Origin of the sequence: Microbispora sp. CA-135349, assembly GCF_050947365.1 — a bacterium.
Taxonomy (GTDB): Bacteria; Actinomycetota; Actinomycetes; order Streptosporangiales; family Streptosporangiaceae; genus Microbispora.
Genome location: NZ_CP192001.1, coordinates 7,345,022 through 7,364,436 on the forward strand (window position 1 = coordinate 7,345,022; position 19,415 = coordinate 7,364,436).

A 19,415-nucleotide genomic window follows, 5' to 3' on the forward strand; every position below is an offset into this window, starting at 1 on the left:
ACATGCAGACGTTCCTGCCGTATCCGGACTTCACGGCCACCGCCGGCGTCCTCGACCCGCTCCGCCTCGGCAAGCAGCGGGTCGAGGCCCTGCAGGTCCTGCGCACGCTCACCGTTCCCGGGTACGGCTGGCGGCACCACCCGGTGGCGCACATGTGGGCCGGCTACGAGGAGGCGCTGGTCCGCTACGGCCTGGAGATCGTCGCGGCCTGGTGCGGCCTGGGCCGGGCCGACACCTGCGCGGGGACGATGACCAAGGAGCTGCTGGAGTGCCGGGGCATCGGGGCACCCCGCGCCCAGGAGGGCCTCGCGGAGGCCGGCGAACTGCCGCCGTGGCTCGGGGACACCGCCCTCCACCTCAGCCACCGCTCGGCCCTGCTGCGCAAGGATCCCGAGTTCTACGGCCCGAAGTTCCCCGGAGACCCCGACGACCTCCCCTATGTCTGGCCCGACTCCGATCGCGTCAACGCCCTGCTCCCACCGCGCCGCACCATCCAGGGCCGTCGAACTGTGTAGATTGCATCTACGTAGATGTCATCTACATAAGGGGCATGGTGAGCGCGGTTCCTTTCATCGGCCGGCGGCGGGAGCTGGCCGCCCTGGCCAAACGCCTCGACCGGGTCCGCCGGACGGGTGCCGGCTCCGCCATGGCCATCAGGGGACGCCGCCAGGTCGGCAAGTCCCGGCTCGTGCAGGAGTTCTGCGACAAGGCCGAGGTGCCGTACCTCTTCTTCACCGCGACCAAGGGGATGTCGCCGGTCGAGGCGGTCGAGGCGTTCTGCTCCGAGCTCAAGGAGTCGTGCCTGCCCGCCGATCCCGAGCAGGTCGTCCGCGTCACCAGCGGGAGTTGGCCGGAGGGCTTTCGCGTGCTGCACGCGACGATCCCGCCGACCCCCTCGATAGTCGTCATCGACGAGATGCCCTGGCTGGCGGAACAGGACGACCTTTTCGACGGCGCGCTGCAGACGGCCTGGGACCGGCTCCTGTCGGCCAAGCCCGTTCTCCTGCTCCTGTTGGGCAGCGACCTCCGCATGATGGAGCGGCTGACCGCCTACGACCGGCCGTTCTACGGGCGCGCCGACACCATGGCGCTCGACCCGCTTGATCCCGCGGAGACCGCCGGGGCACTGGGCCTGACCGGAGGTGACGCGATCGACGCGTACCTCGCCAGCGGAGGGCTGCCCGGGATCCTGCGCGCCTGGCCGCACGGCACTCCACCGCTGGAGTTCATCCGGCAGGAGTGCGAGGATCCGGCGTCCGCCCTGTTCGGCGTGCCCGAATCCGTGCTGCTCGCGGAATTCCCCTCGCCCGACCAGGCCCGCCGGGTGCTGGAAGCGGTCGGCAGCGGCGACAGGACGCACGCCGCCATCGCCGCGACGGCGGGCGGGCGCGAGGGACCGCTGCAGTCCGGTTCGCTCTCCCCTCTCCTGCGCAGGCTCACCGGCGAGAAGCGCGTCCTGGCGATGGACGAGCCGTTGTCCGTCCAGCCCGGAAAACCGGCGCTGTACCGCATCCGCGATCACAACCTGCGGATGTACCTGGGCGTCCTGCGCGCAGCGGCGGAACACGCGCACCGGGGACGGCCCGATCTCGCCTTCGGGCTCGTACGGCGACGCTGGGCGAGCCTGCGGGGGCGGGCCGTCGAACCGGTCGTCAGACAGGCGCTGGGCATGGCCGCCGCGGCGGGAGATCTGCCCTGGCCTGATACGGAGGCCGTCGGCGGGTGGTGGAACCGCCGGTTCTCCCCCGAGGTGGACCTGGTCGGCGCGGACCGGGCACCGGTGGCACGGCGGGTGCTGTTCGCGGGCTCGATCAAGTGGCTCGGCACGCCGTTCGACGGCCACGACCTCGCCGCGCTGCGCCGCGACGCCGTACAGGTGCCGGGTTTCGACGCGGGGACGAGCGGCGTCGTGGTGGTGTCGTTGTCCGGCGTCCGCCCCGACGTGGAGGGCGTCGGCCTGGCCTGGGACGCCCACGACGTGGTGGCGGCCTGGGGATGAGGACATGCCGAAGGGCCGGGCACCCCTGACGGAGCGCCCGGCCCGGCCTCACGTGAGCTGGGGAGAGAGGTCAGCTCTCGGAGGAGAAGGCGGCGTCGAAGGCGGCCTCCGGCGGGGTGATGGCGTTGAGCGAGCGGATGTAGGCGAGGGATTCGGGTGCGCCGTGCAGCCGGTCCATGCCCGCGTCCTCCCACTCGATGGAGATCGGGCCGTCGTAGCCGATGTGGTTGAGTGCGCGGAAGCACTCCTCCCAGGGGACGTCGCCCCGGCCGGTGGACACGAAGTCCCAGCCGCGGCGGGGGTCGGCCCAGGCCAGGTGGGAGGCCAGGCGGCCGCGGCGGCCGTCGGGGGTGGCGACCCGGGCGTCCTTGCAGTCGACGTGGTAGATCTTGTCGGCGAAGTCGAGGATGAAGTTCGCCGGGTCAAGGCCCTGCCACACCATGTGGGAGGGGTCCCAGTTGAGGCCGAAGGCGGGGCGGTTGCCGATGGCCTCGAGGGTCCGCACGGTGGTGTGGTAGTCGTAGGCGATCTCGCTGGGGTGCACCTCGTGGGCGAAGCGCACGCCGACCTCGTCGAAGACGTCGAGGATGGGGTTGAAGCGGTCGGCGAAGTCCTGGTAGCCGGCTTCGATCATCGACGGCGGCACGGGCGGGAACATCGCCAGGGTGTGCCAGATGGACGAGCCGGTGAAGCCGACGACGGTCTTGACGCCGAGTTTGGCGGCCGCGCGGGCGGTGTTCTTGATTTCCTCGGCGGCGCGCCGGCGGACGCCTTCGGGTTCGCCGTCGCCCCAGATGCGGGCGGGCAGGATGCCCTTGTGGCGTTCGTCGATGGGGTGGTCGCACACGGCCTGGCCGACCAGGTGGTTGGAGATCGTCCATACCCCCAGGTTGTACTTGGCCAGGGTCTCCTTCTTGCGTTCGATGTAGGAGTCGTCCGCGAGCGCCTTGTCGACCTCGAAGTGGTCGCCCCAGCAGGCGAGCTCCAGGCCGTCGTAGCCCCATTCCGAGGCCAGCCGGCAGACCTCCTCGAACGGCAGGTCCGCCCACTGCCCGGTGAACAGTGTGATCGGTCGCGTCATCTCACCCTCGCTCTCACAGTCCTGCGCACCATCAGATCGCGGTCCAGCCCGACCCGGCGGCCGCGCTCTGCTCGACGGCCTCCAGCACCCGCTGCACCCGCAGCCCGTCCTCGAAGGACGGTGCGGGGTCGGTGCCGGCGGCCACCGCCTCGATGAAGTCCTTCACCTCGTGGGTGAAGGTGTGCTCGTACCCGAGGCCGTGACCCGGGGGCCACCACGCCCCGGCGTACGGGTGCTCCGGCTCGGTTACGAGGATCCGCCGGAACCCGCTCTCGGCGGCGTCGAGCGTGTGGTCGTGGAACCACAGCTCGTTCATCGCCTCGAAGTCGAAGGTCAGGCTGCCCAGCGAGCCGTTGACCTCGATGCGCAGCGCGTTCTTGCGGCCGCTGGCGAAGCGGGTGGCCTCGAAGGACCCCAGCGCCCCGCCCTCGAATCGGCCGATGAACAGCGCGGCGTCGTCCACCGTCACCTCGCCCATCTCACCGGTGCCGCCCTCACCGGCGAGGCCGCTCGACCCCTCGGCGAGCGGGCGCTCCTTGACGAACGTCTCGGTGATCGCGCTCACCCCGGTCAGCGACCGGCCGACGATGAACTGCGCGGTGTCGATGATGTGGGCGCCGATGTCACCGAGGGCCCCGGACCCGGCCTTGTCCTTCTGCAGCCGCCAGACCAGCGGGAACTCCGGGTCGACGATCCAGTCCTGCAGGTACTGCGCCCGCACGTGCCGGATCTCCCCGAGCCTGCCCTCTTCGACGAACCGCCGGGCCAGCGCGATGGCGGGCACGCGGCGGTAGTTGAAGGCGACCATGCTGCGCACCCCGCGCGCCGCCGCCGCGCGGGCGGCGGCGGCCATGGCCTCGGCCTCGGCCACGGTGTTGGCCAGCGGCTTCTCGCAGATGACGTGCTTGCCCGCCTCCAGCGCCGCGATGGCGATCTCGGCGTGGCTGTCGCCCGGCGTGCAGATGTCGATCACCTGCACGTCGTCACGCTCGAGGAGCCGCTTCCAGTCGGTCTCCACCGCCGCCCAGCCGAGCGTCTGCGCGGCCTCGGCCGTGCGCTCGGGCGACCGGCCGGCCAGGGCCGCCATGACGGGCCGTACCGGCAGGTCGAAGAACGAGGCGACGCTCCGCCACGCCTGCGAGTGAACGCGCCCCATGAACGCGTACCCCACCATGCCGACGCCCAGCGTCGGCCTACTGTCTGTCACTGAATATCTCCCCCTATCAGGATTCGAAGCCGGACGGCAGGTACTTGTCCACATTGTCCTTGCTGACGGTCTCCGAGGTCAGCGTGATGGACTGCGGCACCTGCTGCTCCAGCAGGTCGCTCATGCCCTTGCCCTGGGCGATGAGCCGGGCGATCCTGATCGCCGAGGCCGCCATGGTCGCGGGGTAGGTGACCGTGGCCTTCAGCACGCCGTTGTCGGCCTGGATGTCACGCATCGCGTTGGCCGAACCGGCACCGCCGACCATGAAGAACTCGTCGCGACCGGCCTCCTTGATCGCGGCCATCACGCCGATGCCCTGGTCGTCGTCGTGGTTCCAGATCGCGTCGATCTTCTTGTGCGCCTGGAGCAGGTTGCTGGCCACCTGCGTGCCCGACTCCACCGTGAACTTGGCGTCCTGCTTCGCCGTCACCTTGAACCCGTAGGTCTTCAGCGCGTCCTCGAAGCCCTTGCTGCGGTCCTGGGTCAGCGGCAGCGTGGCGATGCCCTGGATCTCCAGGATGACCGGGTCGGCCACGCCCTTGTCCTTCAGCGTCTTGCCGATGAAGTGGCCCGCGGCCACGCCCATGCCGTAGTTGTCGCCGCCGATCCAGGTCCGGTACGACAGCTTGTCGGGGAAGACACGGTCGACGTTGACCACCGGGATGCCCGCGTCCATGGCCTGCCGGGCGACCTGGTTCAGCTGCTGGCCGTCGTTGGGCAGGATCACCAGCACGTTGACCTTGGCCTGGATCAGCGACTCCACCGCGGAGATCTGCTGGTTGATGTCGTTGGTCGGCTCGACCGCCTTCAGCTCCACATCGGAGTACTGCTTGGCCGCGTCCGCGGCGTTCTTGCTGATCGCGGCGATCCAGCCGTGGTCGGCCGCCGGGGCCGAGAAGCCGATGACGACCTTCTCACCCGGGGCGTCGTTGCCGCCCGTGGCCGCGGCCGCCGGGGCGGCCGCCGACGCGCTGGCCTGCGCGGCCGGCTCGTTGCTGGTGCAGGCGGTGATGAGGGCGCCCGCCCCGATGACGGCTCCGCCGAGAAGGAAGCCCCGGCGGCCGGGGTTCTGCGTCATGTCGTTCTCCCTTGCAGTGGGGGGGTTGAAAAGCAATGAAAAGGGCGTAAGGAACTGGGACCGCGGCCATGCGGCGGCGGACCTGAAGAGTCGTGAGAAGTGCCGGGGGTCAGGTATGTGTTTTGAGGCCGCGGCGCTGCAGGAGCACGGCGACGACGATGATCAGGCCCTTGGCCACCAACTGGTCGGCGGTGTTCAGGCCGTTGAGGATGAACAGGTTGGTGATGACCGTGAAGATCAGCAGACCGAGGATCGACCCCATGATCGTGCCCCGGCCGCCGCTGAGCAACGTCCCGCCGATGATGACCGCCGCGATCGCGTCCAGCTCATACAGATCACCATGCGTGGAGGACCCCGTCGTGGTCCGCGCCATGATCAACACCGCGGCGATCCCACAGCACAGACCCGACAACGCGTACAACATCAACGTGTGCTTACGCACATCGATACCGGCCAGACGCGCCGCCTCCGGATTACCCCCGACCGCATACGTACGCCGCCCGAACGTCGTCCGGTTCAGCACGATCCAGCCGATCAGCACCACCAGCGCGAAGATGTACACCAGCAGCGGCAGCCCCAGCACCCGCGTCGTCGACAGATCCACGATCAGCGAATTGTCCGGCTGCACCAACTGCGTCCGCTGATTCGACATCCGCTGCGCCAGACCCCGGGCGGCCACCATCATCGCCAGCGTCGCGATGAACGGAACCATCCGCCCATAAGAGATCAAAAAGCCGTTCAGCAACCCCGCGCCGGTGCCCACCAGCACCGCACACACGATCATCACGACCGGCCCGTACGCCTGCGTCGCCAGCGTGGTCGCCCACACCGACGCCAGCGCCATCAACGCCCCGACCGACAAATCGATACCACCACCGATGATCACGAAGGTCTGACCAACCGTGATCACCCCGATGGTCGAGGCCAGCGCCAAAATACTGACCAGATTCGACGACGTGGCGAAATTCTCCGGCCGGGTCACCAAGCCCACGATCGCCAGCAGCACCAGCGCCGCGACCAGACCCAGATGCCGGACCTCACCCAGCCGCCCCAACCGGCCACCGGCACCGGGCACCTTCACACCCGATCCGGCCGGACCGGCCGGCGCGGCCTGATCGACCTCAGTCATGCAACGCTCCTTCGGAGGGGGGATTTGCAACATCAGACCCGGAGGCCTCCTGCGAGACCATCACCAAATCGAGCACCCGATGCTCGTCCAGGTCCTCGGCCGGCGCCTCATGAACGACCCGGCCCTCACGAATGACCAGCACACGATCGGCCAGCCCCAGCACCTCGGGCACCTCACTGGACACCAGCAGCACCCCGATACCGTCATCGGCCAGCTTGCGCACCAGCGCATACAACTCCGCCCGCGCCCCGACATCCACACCGCGGGTCGGCTCATCCAGCAACAACAACTTGCGGTCCTCGGCCAGCCACCGCCCCAGCACCGCCTTTTGCTGGTTACCACCCGACAACGTCCGAATCGCCCGGCGCGGATCCGGCGGACGAATGTCCAACGCCTCCGACAACCGCTTGGCCTCGGCGAACTCGGTCTTGCGATCCAGCCACCCCAGCCACCGCGGCCGGGTATAGCGGCTCAGGCTCGCCAGCGTGATGTTCTGCGCGACCGGATGATCCAGCAGCAACGCCTGCGCCTTACGCTCCTCCGGCGCCAAGCCCATGCCCATCCGCACCGCCCGCGTCGTACTGCCCGGCCGCACCGTCTGCCCGTCCAGCACGACCTTCCCACCGCAGCGCCGCGCCCCGTAGATCGCCTCGATGATCTCGCTACGCCCCGACCCGACCAACCCGGCCAACCCCAGGATCTCCCCCGCCCGGATACTGAAGGAGACGTCCCGCACCCGGCCCGGCACCGACAGGTTCTCCACCCGCAGCACCTCCCGGCGCCCCTCATGAGCACCCCGGCCCGGCCGCGGCGGAAACACATACTCCACATTCCGCCCGGTCATCAACGCCACGATCTGCGACGTCGGGGTGTCCTTGGCCGCAAGGCCCACCGCGACCGTGCGCCCGTCCTTCAACACCGTCACCCGGTCACCGATCTCCCGGATCTCCTCCAGCCGGTGCGAGATGTAAATCACCGCCACACCCTGCGAGGTCAGATCCCGGATCACCCGGAACAGGTTCTCCACCTCGTCATGCGCCAGCGCCGCCGACGGCTCATCCATGATGATCAACCGCGCCGAATGCGACAACGCCCGGGCCATACTCACGATCTGCTTGTGCGCCGGCGACAACCGGCCCACCTCCGTACGCGGCCGGATCTCCCCATGCCCCAGCCGCTTGAGCAACTCACCCGTCGCCCGATCAGCCTCAGCCCGCCGGGAAAACCCGAAACTCGCCATCTCATGGCCCAAGAAGATGTTCTCCGTCACGCTCAGCCCATCCACCAGGTCCAACTCCTGATAGATCGTGGCGATCCCGTGACCCATCGCCGCGGTCGGCGGAGCCAGCCGCACCGGCGCGCCGTCGAGCAACACCTCACCCTCATCCGGCGCATGCGCACCAGACAAAATCTTGATCAACGTGGACTTCCCGGCACCGTTCTGGCCGAGCAGGCAATGCACCTCCCCGGCCTTGACCTCAAGGTCCACGCCATCCAGCGCGCGTACGCCGGGGAACTGCTTGACGATCCCCCTCATCTGGAGCAGGGGGTGTTCGTCTCCCATGGGGTCTCCCAACGGTGGTCAGTTGGCGGAGTAGACGTGATCGCTGATCAGTCGGGTGGCGCCGATGACACCCGCTGTGTCGCCGAGTTCGGACAGCACGATCGGCAGGTTTCCGGTGGCGAGCGGCAGCGACCTGCGGTAGACGACGCTTCTGATCTCCGCGAGCAGCACATGGCCGAGCTTGGCCACGCCGCCCGCGATGATCACGAGGCCGGGGTTGAAGAAACTCACGAGGCTCGCCAGGACCTGCCCCACGCGGCGCCCGCCGTCGCGGATCAGCCCGACGGCGCCCGCGTCGCCCTGCGCCGCCGCGGCGGCGACGTCCTCGGCCGTCAGCGTGCCCGTGACCGCGAGCCTTTCGGCGAGGTACGGCGAGTCGCCCGAGCGGGCCACCGTGACGGCCTCCCGCGCCAGCGCGGCGCCGCCGAAGTAGGCCTCGAGGCAGCCGGAGTTGCCGCAGGAGCAGACCGGCCCGAGGTCGTCCACCCGGATGTGGCCGATGTCGCCGGCGCTGCCGGAGACGCCGCGGTAGATCTTGCCGTCCACCACGATGCCACAGCCGATACCAGTGCCGATCTTGACGAGCAGGAAGTCGTCGACCTGCCGTGCGAGACCGGCGTGCAGTTCCCCGAGGGCCATGATGTTGACGTCGTTGTCGACCACCGTGGGGCAGCACAGTGCCTGCCCGACCGTCTCCCTGACCGGGTAGCGGTCCCAGCCCGGCATGATCGGCGGCACCACCGGGACGCCTTCGGCGAAGCTCACCGGTCCGGGGACACCGATGCCGGCGCCGCTCAGGTCGGTGAACAGCCCGTCCCTGCTCAGCTTGCCGAGCAGTTCGATGGCGCGGTCCAGCACGACGGCGGGGCCCTCCTTGATGTCGCAGGACTCGCTGAGGTGGCCGAGCACCTTCAGCTCACCGTCGGTGACCGCGACGTCGATCGAGGTGGCACCGATGTCGATCCCCGCGAACCGGATGTCACCGGCCAGGCGTACGCGTCCCGAGCGCCTGCCGCCGCGCGAGGCGGCCAGTCCGTCGGGCTCGGCGAGTCCCACCTCGATGAGCCGGTCCAGCTCGACGTTGAGCTTCGACCGTGACAGGTCCACCACGTCGCCGAGTTCGGCGCGCGACCGCCCGCCGTCCCTCAGCAGACGCAGAAGCGCGGCCTGGTGCACACTCTCCGGCCTGATGGTCGTCCTCTTCACCTACGCCTCCGCGTCCCAGTGATTGGCTGGAAACGTACCCCTTTTCTCTTGATCAGGGAAGACCTTTTATCGATGTGATGCAATCTTTCGCTGAAATCAACAAAAGTCAGGATCCGGGTACGGGTAGGAGAGAGGCGGGGAGGACGGTTGGAGGGGCTCATGCTGGGACTGCCCGACGGGGTGCGCGGCTGCCTGTTCGACATGGACGGGGTGCTCACGCGCACGGCCCGGGTCCACGCCGCGGCGTGGAAGGAGATGTTCGACGAATACCTGCGCGAGCGGGCGGTCGCCACCGGCGAGCCGTTCACGCCCTTCGACGCGGGCGGCGACTACGAGCGCTACGTCGACGGCAGGAAGCGCCTGGACGGCACGCGGGGGTTCCTCCTGTCCAGGGGTATCGACCTGCCGGAGGGCGAACCGGACGACCCGCCGGGCATGCCCACCGTCAGCGGCCTGAGCAACCGGAAGAACGAACTGGTCCAGGCGATCCTCGACCGGCAGGGCGTCGAGGTCTTCGAGGGCTCGGTGCGCTACCTGCGCGCCGCCCGCGACGCCGGCCTGCGCCGCGCGGTCGTCTCCAGCAGTGCCAACACCGCGCGCGTGCTCGCCGCGGCGGGGCTGGACGACATGTTCGACGCGCGGGTCGACGGCGTGGTGGCCAGGGAGCGCGACCTGCCCGGCAAGCCCGCCCCCGACATGTTCCTCGCCGCCGCCGAGGCCCTCGGGCTCGCGCCGGCCGAGGCCGCGGTGTTCGAGGACGCGCTGGCGGGGGTCGCGGCCGGGCGCGCGGGCGGGTTCGCCGTCGTGGTGGGCGTGGACCGCGGCCATCAGGCCGACGCCCTGCGGGACAACGGCGCCGACGTCGTGGTGACGGACCTCTCCGAACTGCTGGACGACAAATGATCAAACATCCCGCCTTCATCGTCGATCCGTGGTCGGTGTGCGAGTGTCACCTGCACACCGACGTGCTCGCCCAGACCGAGTCGGTGTTCGCGCTGTCCAACGGGCACATCGGGTTGCGCGGCAACCTCGACGAGGGTGAGCCGTACGGGCTGCCGGGCACCTACCTCAACTCCTTCTACGAGCTTCGCCCGCTGCCGTACGCCGAGGCGGGCTACGGCTATCCCGAGTCCGGGCAGACGGTCGTCAACGTCACCAACGGCAAGCTGATCCGGCTGCTCGTGGACGACGAGCCGTTCGACGTCCGATACGGCACGCTGCACTCACACGAGCGGGTCCTCGACCTGCGGGCGGGGACGCTCACCCGGAGGGTCCGCTGGAGCTCGCCGACGGGGGCGGAGGTGCGCGTCACCTCGACCCGGCTCGTGTCGTTCACCCACCGCGCCGTGGCCGCGATCCGCTACGAGGTGGAGCCGGTCGATCAGCCGCTCAACGTGGTCGTCCAGTCGGAGCTGGTGGCCAACGAGACCGTGCCGCCGCCGACCGCCGACCCCCGCGCCGCCGCCGCGCTGGAGGCGCCGCTCGTCCTGGAGGAGAACATCGCCGCGCGCAACGGCGTCTGTGTCATGGTCCACTCCACCAGGGCCAGCCGGCTGCGGGTCGCGGCGGGCATGCGCCACGAGATCGACGGGCCGGACGGCACCAGGGCCGAGTGCGACGGCGGCGGCAACGTCAGCCGGGTGACGGTCGCCACCCGGCTGAAACCCGGACAACGGCTGCGACTGGACAAGTTCTTCGCCTACGGCTGGTCGGCCAAGCGCTCGCGGCCCGCCATGCACGACCAGGTCGTGGCGGCGCTCGCGGCGGCCCGGCTCACCGGCTGGGACGGCCTGTGCGACGAGCAGCGCGCCTTCCTCGACGACTTCTGGGCGGGCGCGGACGTCGAGGTCGAGGGCGACGCCGAGGTGCAGCAGGCCGTGCGTTTCGGGCTGTTCCACCTGCTGCAGGCGGGCGCCCGGCTGGAGCGGCGGCCCATCCCGGGCAAGGGTCTGACCGGCTCGGGCTACGACGGCCACGCGTTCTGGGACACCGAGAGCTTCGTGCTGCCGGTGGCCACCTACACCTATCCCCGGGCCGCCGCCGACGCCCTGACCTGGCGGGAGTCGATCCTCCCCCTCGCCGAGGCGCGGGCCGAGCAGCTCGGGCTGGCCGGGGCGGCCTTCCCCTGGCGGACGATCAACGGCGAGGAGTGCTCGGGCTACTGGCCCGCGGGCACGGCGGCCTTCCACGTCAACGCCGACATCGCCGCCGCGGTCACGCGGTACGTCGACGCGACCGAGGACACCGGTTTCGAGCGGGACATCGGCCTGCCGCTGCTCGTCGCGACCGCCCGGCTCTGGTGCGCGCTCGGTCACCACGACGCCGAGGGCCGCTACCGCATCGACGGCGTGACCGGCCCGGACGAGTACAGCGCCGTCGCGGACAACAACGTCTACACCAACCTGATGGCGCAGCGGAACCTGCGGGCCGCCGCCGCCGTGGCCGTACGCCACCTCGACCGCGCCGAGGAACTCGGGGTCACGCTGGAGGAGACGGCGATCTGGCGCGACGCCGCCGCGGCCATGTACCTGCCGTACGACGAACGACTGGGGGTCCACGAGCAGAGCGAGGGGTTCACCGGGCACGCGGTGTGGGACTTCGCGGGCACCACGCCCGAGCAGTATCCGCTGCTGCTCCACTTTCCTTACTTCGACCTCTACCGCAAGCAGGTCGTCAAGCAGGCCGACCTGGTGCTGGCCATGCACCTGTGCGGCGAGGCGTTCACCCCCGAGCAGAAGGCGCGCGACTTCGCCTACTACGAGGCGCTGACCGTGCGGGACTCCTCGCTGTCGGCCTGCACCCAGGCCGTGCTCGCCGCCGAGGTGGGGCAGCTCGACCTCGCCTACGCCTACCTCGGCGAGGCCGCGCTGATGGACCTGCGCGACCTGGAGCACAACACCCGCGACGGCGTCCACATGGCCTCGCTGGCCGGGGCGTGGATCGCGCTCGTGAGCGGGTTCGGCGGCATGCGGGCACGCGAAGGCCGGATCTGCTTCGCACCCCGGCTGCCCTCGGGCATCACCCGGCTCACCTTCCGGGTGCGCTACCGGGGCCGGCTGCTGCGGATCGACGTCACCCCGGACGGCACGACGTACCGGCTCCTGCACGGCCCGCCCCTCACGCTGTCGCACCACGGCGAGGAGTTCCCGCTCGGCGCGCAGCCGCAGGCCCGGCGCAACCCGCCGCCACCCTTCCCGAACCTGCGGGTGAGGCAGCCGCCCGGCCGCGCGCCCGTGTCCCGGCGGCCTGGGAACCTGCCCACCGATTTCATCGCTCCGGCCGAGCAACCGGCCGAGGAGCTGTGAAGGGCCCGGGGATCAGAGCATCGCCTGCAGGGAGGCGGTGGCCTGCTCGCCCAGCTTGGTGGAGAGATAGGGCTGCTCGGCCATGACGGCCTCCCAGTTGTCGCGGATCGCCTCGACGGTGAGGTCGTCGGTCTTCCAGCCCGGCCCCTCGGCCACGAACACCCGGGCGATCCGGCCGGCGCCGACCGAGAACACCTCGCCGCTGGTCTCGCAGCTCTCGTGGGCCAGGTACGCCACGAGGGGGCTGACCCGCTCGGGGGTGAACTTGTCCTCGAACTCCGCGGGCAGCAGCGTCTCGGTCATCCGCGTCCACGCGATGGGGGCGATGGCGTTGGCCCTGACGTTGGCCCGCGCGCCCTCGATACCGAGCGTCTTGGTGAGGCCCACCAGGCCCATCTTCGCCGTGGAGTAGTTGGCCTGGCCGAAGTTGCCGAACAGCCCGGCGGGCGAGGAGGTGTTCACGATCCGCCCGTACGCCTGCTCCTTCATGTGCGGGAACGCCGCCCGGCTGACCAGGAACGACCCGCGCACGTGCACGGCGATCACGGCGTCGAACTCCTCGACCGTCATCTTCCCGAATGTCCTGTCGCGCAGGATGCCGGCGTTGTTGACGACGACGTCCACACGGCCGAACGCGTCGAGCGCCGTCCGCACGATCGCCTCCGCGCCCTCCGGCGTGGCGACGTTGTCGGTGCTGGCCACGGCCTCTCCGCCGTTCTTCACGATCAGCTCGGCGACCTCCGCCGCCGGGCCCGAGGACGAGCCGGTGCCGTCGAGGGCGCCGCCGAGGTCGTTGACGACGACCTTCGCCCCGCGCCGGCCGAGCAGCAGCGCGTGCGACCGGCCGAGCCCGTGCCCGGCCCCGGTGATGATCGCGACCCTCCCGTCGAACCTGAGCTCGGACCCCTCGGACATGGCGCCACCCTTCCATAGGACAAGAACATCGTTCTAGTACTTCCCGAACGATATCCCAACCGCTCAGACCGGGAAAGCCGCCCGCGGTACGGCCCGGGGCCTACCGGCTAGTCGCCGCTGGTGGCCTTGGCCGCCGCGGCGAACATGTCGTCGACGTAGCGGCGCATGAGGCGTTCGAGCTCCATGAGGTCACGGTCGCTCCACTGCGCGAGAACGGGACCGGTCAGGCGCTGGCGGGCGGCGTCGAGAGCGTCGGTGACGCGGCGACCCTCGGCGGTGATGATGGCCTCTTTCACCCGGGCGTCGGCAGGGCTGGGGCGCCGTTCGACGAGCCCGAGGGCCGCGAGCTTCGCGACCTGGCGGCTGATGGTGGTGTAGTCGCGCCCGGCTCGCTCGGCCAGTTCGCCCACCCCGATCGGCCCGAACCGCTCGACGCCCACGAGCACGTGGAACAGGGCGCGGTCGAGGGAGACGCCGGCCTCGGCCAACAGGACATCGTCGCGGCTGGGCAGGTTCATCAGCACGACCAGATCGACGATGGCCCCGTGGAGACGGCGCAACGTGGTCTGGCGTCGCCGTGCGGTCAAGGCGGCTGCACCGTCCTCTCGAGTGTCCGGCCTCTCCTGAATCTCCGGCCTTTCCTGAATTTTCGGCGCATCCGGTCTCTCCGGAGAATCGGGTCTCTCCGGGAGGAGCGGATGCGAAGGGCATTTTAGGACGTCTGCCTGCGGCACCGCCGACGACCGGGAGGCGGATCTCGTCACGGGGGCGACGGGCCCGCCGCACGGACGCGCGGGCCATGGTGGCGACGGGGTCGCCGTACGGACGCATGGCCCTCGGTGCGGCACGCGCCGGCCTCGCGGGCCGCGCGATCCCGGACGACATCCGACACATCATCACAGTATCAGTGTATCAAGCACACAATTTTTGTCCTCACGCCTATAGGGCTCGGCTCCAGGCCCCGTGTTCTCAGCGATTTCACAGGTACCCGATTGACGGACGCTCTCATGCCTTCCTACGATGCGTGCGTTTTACACGTAAATTCCGGACAGCCGAACCGTCCGGACCCACGCGGAAGAGGAGCATGACCATGACCGGGATCGACGTCGAAGTGATCATCTGCGGATCCGGGGCGGCCGGGGAGACCCTCGCAATTGAGCTGGCCCGCCGGGGCGTGAGCTTCCTTTTGATCGACAAGGCCCCTCACCCGTTCGTCGGATCGCGCGGCAAGGGCATCCAGCCGCGCACCCAGGAGGTGTTCGAGGACCTCGGGGTGATCGACAAGATCATCGCCTCCGGTGGCGAGTATCCGCCCCAGCGCGTCTACACCGGCGACGGCCCGGTCGACACCACGATGCGCATGGCCGGCCCGACACCGGATGAGCCCTACCGGATGGCGCTGCTGGTCCCGCAGTTCCTCACCGAGCGCAGACTGCGCGAGCGACTGGCCGAGCTCGGCCACGCCCCGCACTACGACCACGAACTCGTCGGGTTCGCCCAGGACGAGGACAGGGTGAGCGCCCGCATCCTCACCCCTGACGGTGCGCGCACCGTGCGCGCGCGATACCTGGTGGGCGCCGACGGCGGGTCGAGCTTCGTGCGCAAGTCCCTGGGAGTGCCCTTCGACGGCGTCACCCTCGGGGTGCGCGCCGTGGTGGCCGACGTGATCGCCGAGGGGGTCTCATTCGACGCATGGCACCGCTGGGGGCAGGGATCGAACCAGATCATGTTGTGCCCGCTCTACGGCACCGAGATGTTCCAGCTCCAGGCGCCGGTCCCCTTCGACGTGGACGTCGACCTGTCCGCGCGGGGTCTGACCGCGTTGGTGCGCGAGCGCACCGGCCGCGACGACGTGCTGATCCACTCGGTGTCCTGGGCCTCGGCGTACGAGATGAACGCCCGCCTGGCCGGGACCTACCAGGTCGGACGCGTGTTACTGACCGGGGACGCGGCGCATGTCCACCCGCCGACCGGTGGGCAGGGACTGAACACCAGCGTGCAGGACGCCTACAACCTCGGCTGGAAGCTCGCCGCCGTGCTCAACGGCGCCCCGGAGCGGCTGCTGACGTCCTACGAGAGGGAGCGCCGCCCGGTCGCGGAGGCGGTGCTCGGCCTGTCGAAGCGGCTGCTGGAGGCGGCCAAGAGCGGCGACACCAGCCGTAACCGGGATGTCTCCCAGCTCGACCTCGGCTATCCCGACTCGCCGCTCGCCCTCGCGGACCCGCAGCGCACCACGGGCGTGCTCGCCGGTCACCGCGCCCCCGACGCGCCCGTCACCGGCGCCGGCGGCGTGCCCACCCGGCTGTTCTCCCTGTTCAGGGGCACCCACTGGACCCTGATCGGCTACGACGTGCCGGCGGGCGACGCCCCCGCCGCCCGGCGCGGCGTGCATGTCCACACCATCGGCGAGCGCGGCGACATCGCCGACACCGGCGGGCACGTGCGCGACGGCTACGGACTCGTCTCCGGACAGTGGGTCCTGGTACGCCCCGACGGTTATGTCGCCGCCGTGACCGCCGATCCGGACGTCGTCGACGCCTACCTCGAAACCCACCTGAACATCACCGCGGCGGCGAGCCCGCGGCAGGACATGATCCCCGTCACGGACGGAGCGTCGCGGTGAACACCTGACCAGAGTCCAGGCGTGGTCCCCCGGCGCACGCTTCCTGACCACCGCACACCCGCGCCGCCGCCGAACAGCGCCGCCTAGCAGGGCAGTCGCCGGACGCCCGGCGCGCCGGACGGCACGTCCGCGCGGCGGCGTCAGGCGGACGGCGCATGCCAGAGGTCGGGCTCGCCGGGCACGCGGGTGACCATGCCACGCTGCTCCAGCCACACCAGATGGGCGAGCGTCTCGTTGTTGGCCGCCCGCCGCATGTGCGCCGGGATCTCCTCCCAGCCGCGCGACCAGGTGAGCCGCGTGGCGATGTCCCAGCAGGCGGAGCCGTCCGCCTCGGCCACGACGCGGCATATCTCGGCCAGCCGCTCCTCGTGGTGCCCGATCACGTAGTCCACCCGCTCCGTCAGCTCCAGGAAGCGGTATTCGTGGGCGGGCAGCACCTCCTCCACGTCGAGCTTGCCCACCGCACGCAGCGCGTCGAGGTAGTCGGCCAGCGGGTTCGCCGCCGACTGCGGGTGCACCGCGACCATCGACGTGATCCGGGCGAGCACGTGGTCGCCGGAGAACAGCAGCCGGCGCCGCGGCTCGACGAAGCACAGGTGACCGGGCGAGTGGCCGGGGGTCCACATCGCCCGCAGGTCCCAGCCGGGCAGGTCGAGCCGGTCGCCGTCCTCGATGAGCCGGTCGGGCTTCGCCATCGTGACGAAGTGGCGCAGCGTCACCGACGACCCGGCGAGCTCCTGCGCCGTCATGTCCGGCACCCCGCATCTGATCAGCAGGGAGCGCTCCCGCTGCACGAGCGACTCGATCGCCGACTCGTCGTAGCGGTCGTGCACGATGCGGGCGTCGGCCGGGTGCAGCCCGATCCAGGCGCCGGAGGCCTCCCGGACGCGCCCGGCCAGGCCGTAGTGGTCCGGATGGATGTGCGTGACCAGCACGGCCTTCACGTCGGTGATCTCGTATCCGGCCGTGGCGAGCCCCGCGGCGAGCGCGCCGTACGCCTCCTCGGTGTTCCACCCGGCATCGATGATCACTACCCCGTCGGGGACCTCCAGGGCGTAGACCAGCACGTAGCGCAGCGGGTTGATCGGGATCGGGACGGGGATCGACCACAGTCCCGGCCGCACCCGCTCGACCTCCGGCAGTCCCCCGCCCAGCCACGCCGCGCGCTGCGCCTCGTTCGCCGCGGTCACCCTCACCTTGCTCATCGGTTCCCCGTCCCTCTCGCAGCCTTGCTCGCTCGATTGTGCCGCCTTACCGAATATCGTTCTACCGGGGGTCCCACGCCGGGCCGAGGCATACGACCGGCTCTCCGATTCGGAGGTTCTCGGCGTCGGCGGTGACCGGGCTACCGGGGGTGCCGGGAGACGGGACCGGCGGGCAGGCGTACGTACAGGAGCGCGGAGGCGAGGACGACCACGGCGGTGAGCGCCCAGACGGGACCGACGCCGGCGGTCCCCGACAGCGGCACCAGGCAGAGCGAGGAGAGCATGCCGCCGAACTGGAGCTGCAGGGAGTCCACGGACATCACGGTGGCACGGCGATCGGCGGCGACCCGCTGGTGCAGCAGTTCGGACCTGAGCAGGGAGGCGACCGCGAGCGCGGTGAACAGCAGCACGTAGGCCGCCGCGGTCGCGACGATCCCGGCCGTGCCCCGCAGGACCGTCGAGGCGGCCAGTGCGACGACCGCCGCCCCCGTGACGACCGTGGCCGAGGCCGCCCCACGGACCGAGCCGCGCACGAGCCGGGCGACCGGCGGCGCGAGGGAGCTGCCGAGCGCGTTGGCGGCGAAGCCGGCGAAGGTCACGAAGGCGTAGGCCGCGCCGCCCGTCTCGGATCCCCCGGTCAGGGCGGCGAGACGTCCGGGGGTCAGCATCTCGATGCTGTTCAGCATCACGCCGGCCCCGGCGGCCAGCAGCAGCAGTCGTCCGAGCGCGCGGTCGGCCAGACCGAGACGGATCCCGGCGACGATCGTGACCGGCACGTCGCGCACCACCTCGGCCAGCCGTACCGCCGCCCGGCCGGGCCCCCTCCCCGCACGGCTCGGCTCGCGCATGAGCACGAGCACGGCCACGAGGAGGACGAGCGCGGCCCCCGCCCCCGCCCAGACCGGCGCGGCCAGCGGGTCCCGGCCTACGGCGAGCGGAAGCAGGCCGCCGGCGAGCGTGCCGAGCGCCAGGGCGGCAGCGCCCGCGACGTTGCCGGCCGCGAGCCCGGGCTTCAGGTCGGCGGCCGGGCCGTAACGGGCGTGCAGGGTGTCGACGTACCACGCCTGGGCGGGCCCGCTGGACAGCGCCCGCGCGACGCCCCTGAGCACGGACGCGACCAGGAACGGCCACACCGAGTGCGCCAGGGCCATCACGGCCAGCCCTGCCATGCCGACGACGGCCGACGCGGCGAGCACCGGGCGCCTGCCGACGATGTCGGCGAGCCCGCCCGTCGGCAGTTCGAGCACGACGATCGTGACCGAGTAGACCGCGCCGACCAGGCCGATCTCGGCGATGTCCAGTCCCCTGCCGGACATGAGCAGCACCATCGGCGCCAGCGTCAGGCCGGTCGGCAGCCAGGTGAGGAACTCGAGTGCGGCGTAGCGCCCGTGCTCACGCATGCCCGGCTTCCCCTCGGTGGGCGACCGCCCTGGCTTACGCATCACCGGCCGCCGGGTCCCGGCGCGGATGGGCCGCCAGCAGGACCGCGACCGGGCGCGCGTCCGGGTCGTCCCGATCCCGCTCGGCGGCCTCCAGGAGCATGGCCGACACCCGCCCGTAGAGGGACGCCACCGTCGCCGGCGACAGCCGTACCACCACGTCGGACATCCCTGCGGCCTCGACCCACGCCTCGCTCCACAGGTCGCGCTCGCGCTCGAAGTTCTCGACGTCGGCGGTGAGCTTCTCGAGCTGGCGCCGCCGCAGGAACGCCGCGGCCTCCCGGCCCTCGGCGGTCGCGGCCATCTCCACGTCGCTCCAGGAGGTGAAGCGGTGGATCGCCCGCCACCGGCGCTCGCGCCGGTCACGCCGGTCGGGATCGGCCTCCACGAAGCCGTACCTGGCGAGCTGGCGCAGGTGATAGCTGGTGGAGCCGGAGCTCTCGCCGAGGCGCCCGGCCAGCTCGGTCGCGGTCGCCGGGCCGTTCGTGCGCAACTCCCCCAGCAGCCGCACCCGCAGCGGGTGGGCGACCGCCTTCAAGGTGCGGGAGTCGTGGACGTGGAAAACCTCGTGATCCATACGTGGGACGCTAACATCGCAAAGATAGCTTTGCAAAAGTCTCTTTGTGGAAATGAAAGTTTCAGCTTCACCGGCTCGCAATGGCCG

The 19,415-nt window shown here is 70.7% G+C and carries 16 protein-coding genes; 5 read left to right on the forward strand and 11 right to left on the reverse strand.

The features are described 5' to 3' along the window. Positions 1-2 precede the first annotated feature (2 nt). Positions 3-515, forward strand: coding sequence for an MSMEG_6728 family protein (locus ACQPZZ_RS33840; RefSeq protein ID WP_432925802.1), 513 nt, complete (start codon positions 3-5; stop codon positions 513-515). 38 nt (positions 516-553) lie between these two features. After that, complete coding sequence (locus tag ACQPZZ_RS33845) at positions 554-1,999, forward strand: AAA family ATPase (protein ID WP_432925805.1); 1,446 nt, start codon at positions 554-556, stop codon at positions 1,997-1,999. Between the two features lie 70 nt (positions 2,000-2,069). Here the strand turns inward: ACQPZZ_RS33845 and ACQPZZ_RS33850 are convergent, their stop codons facing one another. The 6 genes from ACQPZZ_RS33850 to ACQPZZ_RS33875 form a co-directional block, all read right to left on the reverse strand. After that, on the reverse strand, positions 2,070-3,080 hold the full coding sequence (locus ACQPZZ_RS33850) for a sugar phosphate isomerase/epimerase family protein (RefSeq protein WP_432924308.1): 1,011 nt from the start codon (positions 3,078-3,080) through the stop codon (positions 2,070-2,072). A 31-nt stretch (positions 3,081-3,111) separates the two neighbouring features. Then, entirely contained in the window at positions 3,112-4,287 is a 1,176-nt protein-coding gene (locus ACQPZZ_RS33855; protein WP_432925807.1) for a Gfo/Idh/MocA family protein, read from the reverse strand. Positions 4,288-4,303: 16 nt separating this feature from the next. Continuing rightward, positions 4,304-5,365: an ABC transporter substrate-binding protein gene (locus tag ACQPZZ_RS33860; protein WP_432925809.1), complete on the reverse strand. Its 1,062-nt coding sequence runs from the start codon at positions 5,363-5,365 to the stop codon at positions 4,304-4,306. Positions 5,366-5,474: 109 nt separating this feature from the next. Beyond that, positions 5,475-6,494: an ABC transporter permease gene (locus ACQPZZ_RS33865; RefSeq protein WP_432924314.1), complete on the reverse strand. Its 1,020-nt coding sequence runs from the start codon at positions 6,492-6,494 to the stop codon at positions 5,475-5,477. Further along, positions 6,487-8,058: a sugar ABC transporter ATP-binding protein gene (locus tag ACQPZZ_RS33870; RefSeq protein WP_432925811.1), complete on the reverse strand. Its 1,572-nt coding sequence runs from the start codon at positions 8,056-8,058 to the stop codon at positions 6,487-6,489. Before ACQPZZ_RS33870 ends, ACQPZZ_RS33865 begins: the two co-directional genes overlap by 8 nt. Before the next feature lie 18 nt (positions 8,059-8,076). Next, entirely contained in the window at positions 8,077-9,264 is a 1,188-nt protein-coding gene (locus tag ACQPZZ_RS33875; RefSeq protein ID WP_363647067.1) for an ROK family protein, read from the reverse strand. Between the two features lie 159 nt (positions 9,265-9,423). Between ACQPZZ_RS33875 and ACQPZZ_RS33880 the strand changes: the two genes are divergently transcribed. Together ACQPZZ_RS33880 and ACQPZZ_RS33885 are read left to right on the forward strand one after the other, a co-directional pair. After that, entirely contained in the window at positions 9,424-10,167 is a 744-nt protein-coding gene (locus tag ACQPZZ_RS33880) for a beta-phosphoglucomutase family hydrolase (protein WP_432925813.1), read from the forward strand. Beyond that, entirely contained in the window at positions 10,164-12,569 is a 2,406-nt protein-coding gene (locus ACQPZZ_RS33885) for a glycoside hydrolase family 65 protein (protein ID WP_432925815.1), read from the forward strand. The genes ACQPZZ_RS33880 and ACQPZZ_RS33885 overlap by 4 nt, the downstream gene beginning before the upstream one ends. 12 nt (positions 12,570-12,581) lie before the next feature. Here the strand turns inward: ACQPZZ_RS33885 and ACQPZZ_RS33890 are convergent, their stop codons facing one another. Both ACQPZZ_RS33890 and ACQPZZ_RS33895 read right to left on the reverse strand, forming a co-directional pair. Next, complete coding sequence (locus ACQPZZ_RS33890) at positions 12,582-13,484, reverse strand: SDR family oxidoreductase (RefSeq protein WP_432925817.1); 903 nt, start codon at positions 13,482-13,484, stop codon at positions 12,582-12,584. A gap of 107 nt (positions 13,485-13,591) precedes the next feature. Next, positions 13,592-14,071 (reverse strand): MarR family winged helix-turn-helix transcriptional regulator, encoded by a 480-nt coding sequence (locus tag ACQPZZ_RS33895; RefSeq protein ID WP_432925819.1) that lies wholly within the window; start codon positions 14,069-14,071, stop codon positions 13,592-13,594. A gap of 503 nt (positions 14,072-14,574) precedes the next feature. On the opposite strand from ACQPZZ_RS33895, the gene ACQPZZ_RS33900 reads away from it, so the two are divergent. Beyond that, complete coding sequence (locus tag ACQPZZ_RS33900; protein ID WP_432925821.1) at positions 14,575-16,107, forward strand: FAD-dependent oxidoreductase; 1,533 nt, start codon at positions 14,575-14,577, stop codon at positions 16,105-16,107. A 140-nt stretch (positions 16,108-16,247) separates the two neighbouring features. On the opposite strand, the gene ACQPZZ_RS33905 is transcribed toward ACQPZZ_RS33900, so the two are convergent. The 3 genes from ACQPZZ_RS33905 to ACQPZZ_RS33915 all read right to left on the reverse strand — a co-directional run bounded on the left by ACQPZZ_RS33905 (position 16,248) and on the right by ACQPZZ_RS33915 (position 19,328). Then, positions 16,248-17,312 carry an MBL fold metallo-hydrolase gene (locus ACQPZZ_RS33905; RefSeq protein WP_432925823.1) on the reverse strand — a complete coding sequence of 355 codons (1,065 nt, stop codon included), beginning with the start codon at positions 17,310-17,312 and terminating at the stop codon, positions 16,248-16,250. 140 nt (positions 17,313-17,452) lie between these two features. Next, the gene (locus ACQPZZ_RS33910) at positions 17,453-18,712 is read right to left on the reverse strand and encodes an MFS transporter (protein WP_432925825.1); all 1,260 of its coding nucleotides are present in this window, start codon (positions 18,710-18,712) and stop codon (positions 17,453-17,455) included. A gap of 34 nt (positions 18,713-18,746) precedes the next feature. Continuing rightward, positions 18,747-19,328 (reverse strand): ArsR/SmtB family transcription factor, encoded by a 582-nt coding sequence (locus tag ACQPZZ_RS33915; protein WP_432925826.1) that lies wholly within the window; start codon positions 19,326-19,328, stop codon positions 18,747-18,749. Between the last annotated feature and the right edge of the window lie 87 nt (positions 19,329-19,415).

Coding starts and splice junctions, on each gene's coding strand:
- ACQPZZ_RS33840 (WP_432925802.1), top strand. CDS start 3: ATGCAGACGTTCCTGCCGTATCCGGACTTCACGGCCACCGCCGGCGTC.
- ACQPZZ_RS33850 (WP_432924308.1), bottom strand. CDS start 3,080: ATGACGCGACCGATCACACTGTTCACCGGGCAGTGGGCGGACCTGCCG.
- ACQPZZ_RS33860 (WP_432925809.1), bottom strand. CDS start 5,365: ATGACGCAGAACCCCGGCCGCCGGGGCTTCCTTCTCGGCGGAGCCGTC.
- ACQPZZ_RS33865 (WP_432924314.1), bottom strand. CDS start 6,494: ATGACTGAGGTCGATCAGGCCGCGCCGGCCGGTCCGGCCGGATCGGGT.
- ACQPZZ_RS33870 (WP_432925811.1), bottom strand. CDS start 8,058: ATGGGAGACGAACACCCCCTGCTCCAGATGAGGGGGATCGTCAAGCAG.
- ACQPZZ_RS33880 (WP_432925813.1), top strand. CDS start 9,424: ATGCTGGGACTGCCCGACGGGGTGCGCGGCTGCCTGTTCGACATGGAC.
- ACQPZZ_RS33885 (WP_432925815.1), top strand. CDS start 10,164: ATGATCAAACATCCCGCCTTCATCGTCGATCCGTGGTCGGTGTGCGAG.
- ACQPZZ_RS33890 (WP_432925817.1), bottom strand. CDS start 13,484: ATGTCCGAGGGGTCCGAGCTCAGGTTCGACGGGAGGGTCGCGATCATC.
- ACQPZZ_RS33900 (WP_432925821.1), top strand. CDS start 14,575: ATGACCGGGATCGACGTCGAAGTGATCATCTGCGGATCCGGGGCGGCC.
- ACQPZZ_RS33905 (WP_432925823.1), bottom strand. CDS start 17,312: ATGAGCAAGGTGAGGGTGACCGCGGCGAACGAGGCGCAGCGCGCGGCG.
- ACQPZZ_RS33910 (WP_432925825.1), bottom strand. CDS start 18,712: ATGCGTGAGCACGGGCGCTACGCCGCACTCGAGTTCCTCACCTGGCTG.
- ACQPZZ_RS33915 (WP_432925826.1), bottom strand. CDS start 19,328: ATGGATCACGAGGTTTTCCACGTCCACGACTCCCGCACCTTGAAGGCG.